At 46.5% G+C, this 6,842-nt stretch carries 7 protein-coding genes; 3 read left to right on the top strand and 4 right to left on the bottom strand.

Annotated elements, in window-relative coordinates:
- Nucleotides 1-85: 85 nt before the first annotated feature.
- The gene (locus tag AB4209_RS04275) at nucleotides 86-1,033 is read right to left on the bottom strand and encodes a flagellar motor protein MotB (RefSeq protein ID WP_372054942.1); all 948 of its coding nucleotides are present in this window, start codon (nucleotides 1,031-1,033) and stop codon (nucleotides 86-88) included.
- 12 nt (nucleotides 1,034-1,045) lie between these two features.
- Nucleotides 1,046-1,810 carry a flagellar motor protein PomA gene (gene pomA / locus AB4209_RS04270; protein ID WP_372054940.1) on the bottom strand — a complete coding sequence of 255 codons (765 nt, stop codon included), beginning with the start codon at nucleotides 1,808-1,810 and terminating at the stop codon, nucleotides 1,046-1,048.
- A gap of 298 nt (nucleotides 1,811-2,108) precedes the next feature.
- Between pomA and xseB the strand changes: the two genes are divergently transcribed.
- Genes xseB through dxs form a run of 3 tightly spaced genes read left to right on the top strand, consistent with a single transcriptional unit; the run spans nucleotide 2,109 to nucleotide 5,161 of the window.
- Nucleotides 2,109-2,351 (top strand): exodeoxyribonuclease VII small subunit, encoded by a 243-nt coding sequence (gene xseB / locus AB4209_RS04265; protein WP_004734405.1) that lies wholly within the window; start codon nucleotides 2,109-2,111, stop codon nucleotides 2,349-2,351.
- Between the two features lie 20 nt (nucleotides 2,352-2,371).
- Nucleotides 2,372-3,256, top strand: coding sequence for a (2E,6E)-farnesyl diphosphate synthase (ispA, locus tag AB4209_RS04260; RefSeq protein ID WP_371724331.1), 885 nt, complete (start codon nucleotides 2,372-2,374; stop codon nucleotides 3,254-3,256).
- A gap of 21 nt (nucleotides 3,257-3,277) precedes the next feature.
- On the top strand, nucleotides 3,278-5,161 hold the full coding sequence (gene dxs, locus AB4209_RS04255; RefSeq protein WP_017060781.1) for a 1-deoxy-D-xylulose-5-phosphate synthase: 1,884 nt from the start codon (nucleotides 3,278-3,280) through the stop codon (nucleotides 5,159-5,161).
- A 118-nt stretch (nucleotides 5,162-5,279) separates the two neighbouring features.
- Here the strand turns inward: dxs and pgpA are convergent, their stop codons facing one another.
- Both pgpA and thiL read right to left on the bottom strand, forming a co-directional pair.
- Nucleotides 5,280-5,786, bottom strand: a complete 507-nt coding sequence (gene pgpA / locus AB4209_RS04250; protein ID WP_372054938.1) for a phosphatidylglycerophosphatase A — start codon at nucleotides 5,784-5,786, stop codon at nucleotides 5,280-5,282.
- Nucleotides 5,786-6,760, bottom strand: coding sequence for a thiamine-phosphate kinase (gene thiL / locus AB4209_RS04245; RefSeq protein ID WP_372054944.1), 975 nt, complete (start codon nucleotides 6,758-6,760; stop codon nucleotides 5,786-5,788). Before thiL ends, pgpA begins: the two co-directional genes overlap by 1 nt.
- Between the last annotated feature and the right edge of the window lie 82 nt (nucleotides 6,761-6,842).

Raw genomic sequence — 6,842 nt, 5'->3', positions numbered from 1 at the left:
CTCGGCGCACCAACAAAAAGCCCAACCTCATTATAAGGTTGGGCTTTCGATGCTATCTGCATGCTACCGTGTGTACACGTATCGGCTATTCATTAATAACAGGCACTTCGTCACTGTAAAGCGGCTCGCCCTGCATGATGCTGATTTCAACGCGGCGGTTGAGGCTACGTTGCCATTCAGTATCGTTCGGCTCGACTGGCTCGGTATCCGCCATGCCGCGTACTCTCAAGCGTTGATGAGAGAAACCACGCACCTTTTCCATCTCTTGAGCAACAGACACTGCTCGCTGTGATGACAAGTCCCAATTAGATCGATAAAGCTCGGAATCAAGACGTTGATTATCGGTGTGCCCTGAGATTCGAACGATACCCGGAACATCTTTCACCAACTCAGCAACCTGTCTCACCAAAGGTCGGAACTTAGGCTGTAGGAAAGCAGAACCCGATGGGAATGCACCCTTCTCACGAATTCGAATCACAATCTGCTGGCCAAGGTTTTCAACTTCAATCGCGCCTTGGTCTATCTCTCGCTCCAACGCCTTCTTGATGCTTTCCATCAAGGTTTCCATCTCTTGCGATTGATCTTCAGCTTGTTGTTGCTGTTGGTCTGACTCAGAGTTTTGATTGTCGTGAGTCGAAACCTCTGGCGACTTGCCTCCGGTCATCTTGCCTTGATCACGCATGGTACCGCCAGCACGCTCAGATTCACCTTCATGAAACTCAAGCGTTTGCTGCGTAATATCAATGGTCTGCTGCATGATCACATCGATAGGAGTCGGCTCTGGGCGACCAGGGCGAAACTCTTGCGCAATGATGCTAGTACCTTTAGGAATATCTTTCACTTCCAAGCGGTTTTGTACACCAAACGCAAATTTCATCGAGCCAGCGATCTGTTTGAACTTCAGTACGTCCATCTCAGAGAATGAGAGCAGCAGTACGAAGAAACACATCAGCAGTGACATCAAGTCAGCAAATGTCCCCATCCATTGAGGCAACCCCGGAGGAGGACATTTACATGGATTTTCTTCATCCATCTTCAACTCCTCTTACGCAGGTTCACCATCAATCGTACGCTTACCTTCGTTTAGGTAGCTCTTCAGGTAACCATCGATTACTCGTGGGTTCTGACCATCTTGAATCGCGAGTACGCCATCCATAACCAAACGACGGTTGAGTGTCTCTTGGTCACGACGCAGCGCAAGCTTGTCGGCAATTGGGAAGAACACCATGTTCGAAAGAATCGCACCATATAGAGTGGTTAAAAGTGCTACCGCCATCGCAGGACCGATCGCTTTTGGATCATCCATGTTCGAAAGCATGGCAACCAGACCAACCAAGGTACCAATCATGCCCATTGCAGGGGCAACATCACCAAATGCAGAGAACACTTTCGCGCCCTGTTCGTGACGTTCTGTGGTTAATGCGATGTCTTTTTGCAGTGCAGCGCGTACCACATCACCGTCATGGCCATCTACCAATAGGTCGATGCCCTTTTGCATGAAACTGTTGTTAATTTCCATCTCTTCCAGTGCTAAGAAACCACCTTTACGAGCCGTATCAGCCATCTCTACAACTTTCGCAATAAGATCTTCAGGCTCATCCGCTTTAAACATAAAAGCTTTGCCTGCGATTTTAGTCGCGCCAAAGAACTGTCCCATGGTGAACTTCATTAGAACAACAAAAGTTGAGCCACCAACTACGATCAAAATGGATGTCGTGTCATAGAACATCCCGAGGCTTCCACCTAGGATCATTGCCATAATTACAAAGGCAAATCCACCAATCAAACCTATTAGGGTTGCTAAATCCACTGAGCACTCCTCATGCTTTTTTGTAGCTCTATGTCGACGATAATCTTTGTATCGGCAAGACTATAAGATCTTTTAGTAAATTCTTGGCCTAAGTATCACACTTTTCGTTTTTGAATCCCAACTATTGGCTTACTTTGCTCTTATACGTAGCGCATAAACTCGATAAAGCTAAGGTTATTCAAGCAAAGTGCGTTCAAGCCCCTTAAAAACGAACTTTCTAGCAAAATTTCTTGGTTACATTTGACCATCTCAGCGGCCTAGGGTAACGTTCGTTCATCTTTCCAAACGCAGATTTATTATGGCTACTAAGAAACCTGAAAATATGAGCTTTGAAGCAGCAATCGAAGAGCTTGATGGCTTGGTTGATCAACTAGAAAATGGTGATCTAGCTTTAGATGATGCGCTGAAAAAATTCGAACGAGGCATCTCCCTCGCTCGTGCCGGTCAAAGTAAACTAAACGATGCTGAACAACGTGTTAGCATCCTACTGCAAAATGATGAAAATGCAGAGCTGAGTGACTTTAACCCACAACCTGAATAACGAATTGTATGAGATCCCCTATGATCGAGACTTTATTGTCTTATCAAGCACGTAATAACGAGCAATTGAACCTTTGGCTTGATCGCCTACCACACCAAAATCAGAATCTTATCAACGCGATGCGTTATGGATTACTTTTAGGCGGTAAACGCGCACGTCCATTTCTTGTCTACATTACAGGGGAAATGCTCGGCTGCACCGCTGAAGAACTCGACACTCCAGCATCTGCAATCGAATGTATTCATGCCTATTCTCTGATTCACGACGACCTTCCAGCAATGGACGATGATGAACTGCGTCGTGGCCATCAGACTTGTCACATCAAATACGATGAAGCAACGGCAATTTTAACTGGCGATGCACTACAAACTCTCGCGTTTACTATACTTGCGGAAGGTACATTAAGTGCTGACGGTGAAAGCAATCGCGTTCGAATGATTCAACGCCTAGCTGAAGCCTCTGGTGCACAAGGTATGTGTATTGGACAAGCACTTGATATTGAAGCTGAAAACCGCTCTGTCACGCTAGAAGAGTTAGAAGAAGTTCACCGCAATAAAACGGGCGCGTTAATGAAATGTGCGATTCGTTTAGGTGCGCTTACTGCTGGTGAAAAAGCGTTTGAAGTGATGCCTCAATTAGACAAGTACGCCGATGCCATTGGATTAGCATTCCAGGTTCAAGATGATATTTTAGATATCACTGGCGATACTGAAACTTTGGGTAAACCACAGGGTTCTGACCAAGAATTGAACAAAAGCACCTACCCTTCTTTGCTAGGTTTAGAGGGCGCTCAAGAAAAAGCGCAAACTCTGCTACAGGAAGCACTTCAAGCTTTGGCTGCAATCCCATACAATACCCAGTTACTCGAAGAGTTCGCCCGATACGTCATCGAGCGCAAGAACTAAGACAATAAGCGCGCATTACCTATGACTCTTGATATATCAAAGTACCCAACTCTTGCTTTGGCTGATAAGCCAGAGGATTTGCGTCTACTTCCAAAAGAGACGCTGACACAGCTTTGTGATGAATTACGTACCTACCTTCTTAACTCAGTGAGCCAGTCAAGTGGTCACTTAGCGTCAGGCTTAGGTACAGTAGAGCTGACTGTTGCTCTGCACTATGTGTACAACACGCCTTTTGACCAGTTGGTTTGGGATGTTGGTCACCAAGCATACCCGCACAAAATTCTTACAGGTCGTCGCGACCGCTTGTCGACTATCCGTCAAAAAGATGGACTGCACCCATTCCCATGGCGTCAAGAGAGTGAATACGACACCCTTTCTGTTGGTCACTCTTCAACATCGATCAGTGCTGCACTTGGTATGGCTATCAGTTCGAAGAAAGAAGGCAAGAACCGTAAAGTCGTGAGTGTGATTGGTGATGGCGCGATTACTGCGGGTATGGCATTTGAAGCCATGAACCACGCGGGCGATATTCACAATGACATGCTGGTTATCCTGAACGATAACGAGATGTCGATCTCTGAAAACGTAGGTGCGCTAAACAACCACCTAGCTCAAGTTCTTTCTGGCAGTCTTTACACGTCAATTCGTGAGGGCGGCAAGAAAGTGCTATCAGGCGTTCCGCCGATTAAAGAGCTGGTTCGTCGTACAGAAGAACATCTAAAAGGCATGGTTGTCCCTGGCACCATGTTCGAAGAGTTAGGCTTTAACTACATTGGCCCAATTGATGGTCACGATGTCAATGAGCTGATTAAAACGCTTAAGAACATGAGAGACCTTAAAGGCCCTCAGTTCCTGCATATCATGACTAAGAAAGGCAAAGGCTACGAGCCAGCTGAGAAAGATCCAATCGGTTACCACGGCGTACCGAAATTCGATCCAGCACACTCAAGTCTGCCTAAGAGCACCAGCTCTAAACCAACTTTCTCTAAGATTTTTGGTGACTTCCTGTGTGATATGGCGGCGCAAGATCCTAAGCTAATGGCGATCACGCCTGCAATGCGTGAAGGTTCTGGCATGGTGCGTTTCTCGAAAGAGTACCCAGAACAATACTTCGACGTAGCAATTGCTGAGCAGCATGCTGTGACCCTAGCAACGGGTATGGCGATTGCGGGTGATAAGCCGATTGTCGCTATCTACTCGACGTTCCTACAACGTGGCTACGATCAACTGATCCACGATGTGGCTATCATGGACTTACCGGTCATGTTCGCTATTGACCGTGCAGGTCTTGTCGGTGCTGATGGTCAAACACACCAAGGTGCGTTCGACTTAAGCTTTATGCGTTGTATTCCAAACATGGTGATCATGGCGCCAAGCGACGAAAACGAATGTCGCCAAATGCTTTACACTGGCCACCAGCATACAGGTCCAAGTGCCGTTCGTTACCCTCGCGGTAATGGTATGGGTACTGAGATACAAAATAAATTTACCGCGCTTGAGATTGGTAAAGGTCGTATCGTTCGCGAAAGCGAAAAAACAAAAGATGGCTCGAAAGTCGCTATCTTAAGCTTTGGTACTTTCCTTGAGAGTGCACTTCAAGCCGCTGACGTCATCGATGCGACAGTTGCAGATATGCGCTTTGTGAAACCACTCGATGAAGCTCTGATCAAACAACTTGCTGCTGACCACGATGTACTGGTAACTATCGAAGAGAATGCGATTGCAGGTGGTGCGGGCGCAGGTGTGATTGAGTTCTTGATGCAAGAGAAACTGCTGATGCCAGTATTGAACCTTGGCCTACCAGACAAGTTCATTGCTCAAGGTACGCAAGGCGAACTGCATGAAGAGCTTGGTTTGGACGCGAAAGGCATTGAGAAGTCTATCACTGACTATCTTGCCAAGTAGCTTAATACGTAAGCTCGTAAGCTCCGCAAACAAAAAAGGTTGGCCCTAGGGTCAACCTTTTTAGTATCTGCTAATTAGTTTGGTGTATCGCCAACTAAACCTTAGCCCTTCAGTTAACTCACACTAACCAACCTGCGAAATGTGCCACGGCATACAACGAAATAGCCGCCATAATACCCGCTACAATATCGTCAATCATGATACCCAAGCCGCCGTGAATTCGCGCATCTAGCCAACCAATCGGCCAAGGTTTTACCATGTCAAAGAAGCGGAAAAGCACAAAACCAGCCAGAAGCCATTTCCAGTCATCGGCAGGGATATTCAGCATAGGCACTAAGCTCATGGTGATCCAAAAGCCCGCAAACTCATCCCAAACGATAGAACCGTGGTCATGCACGCCCATATCATCAGACGTTACTTGGCAGATCTTAATACCAATAATGCAGCTTACCACCACCACGGCAACGTAAGCAGGAAACGGTAGCTGAACCAACAATAGGTACAACGGAATTGACGCAAGCGTGCCCATTGTGCCGGGAATAATAGGCGATAAGCCACTGCCAAAACCCGTTGCTAAGAAATGCCAAGGATTTTTAAGAGAAATAAGAGAAAGTGGGTTTGTCATCAATTAACCTTAAAGTGATCGTAACCAGTTAAGTTCCAGCTTAGTGGTTCACCATTATTGTGTAATTCAAAATATTCTACAGGTCTTATCTGGCCAATGCAGGTGACTTTTGTACCAGTGCGTGACAAAGCACTTTCCAGCGACCCTTTATTCTCTTCTGGTACAGTAAAGCACAGTTCGTACTCTTCACCACTGGTCAACGCATACTGCTGAGCTGAAGTGATATCAGGAGCGAACTGACGTAACTCTGGAGAGATAGGCAGCGTGCTTACATCAATACTCGCGCCAACTTGAGAACGCTTAAGGATATGTTTTAAATCAGCAATAACGCCATCAGAGATATCAATCGCAGATGAAGCAAGGTTCACTAGAGCCTGACCCGCTAACACTCGTGGGGCGCTCACATAATGTCTCTCTTCAAGCTCAGCAGCATAGGGCTTCGCTCTGTTCTGCTCAGGGTTAAGTAACACTTCTAAGCCAGCTTTGCTGTCACCTAGATTACCTGTTACGTAAATCCAGTCGCCCACTTTCGCGCCATCTCTGCGCAGCGCTCGTCCTTCAGGAACAAAGCCCTGTACCGTCAGTGTCAGGCTTAGTGGACCTTTGGTTGTGTCGCCACCAATTAACTGAATACCAAAGTAGTCTGCGAGTTTAAAAAAGGAGTCACAGAAGGGAGCAAGCCATTCTTCATCGATTTCAGGCATGGTTAAAGCAAAAGACACCCAAGCAGGCGTCGCGCCCATTGCAGCAAGGTCACTGATATTGGAAGCCAACGCTTTGTGTGCCACCCAAGCCGGATTCGCCTCAGCTAAGAAATGGGTACCAGCCACTAAGGTGTCCGTGCTGATCGCTATCTCAACATTGCCCGGCGCTTTGACCAAAGCACAATCATCGCCAGCAGCTAGAAGAACGTCTTTACGTTGTGGTTGTCGATTTACAAAATATTTTTCAATCAGGTTAAATTCGCCAGACATCACATGCCCTATCTTTAGTCTCATAAAAATCGCCGTAATCATGGAGATTACAGAAATTTAGTTACAAAAAAGGCCAGCATAA

The sequence above is a fragment of the Vibrio sp. 10N.286.48.C11 genome (assembly GCF_041469805.1).
GTDB lineage: Bacteria > Pseudomonadota > Gammaproteobacteria > Enterobacterales > Vibrionaceae > Vibrio > Vibrio crassostreae_C.
The sequence above is the reverse complement of the archived record's forward strand: the minus strand, read 5'-3'. Positions and strand labels throughout refer to the sequence as shown.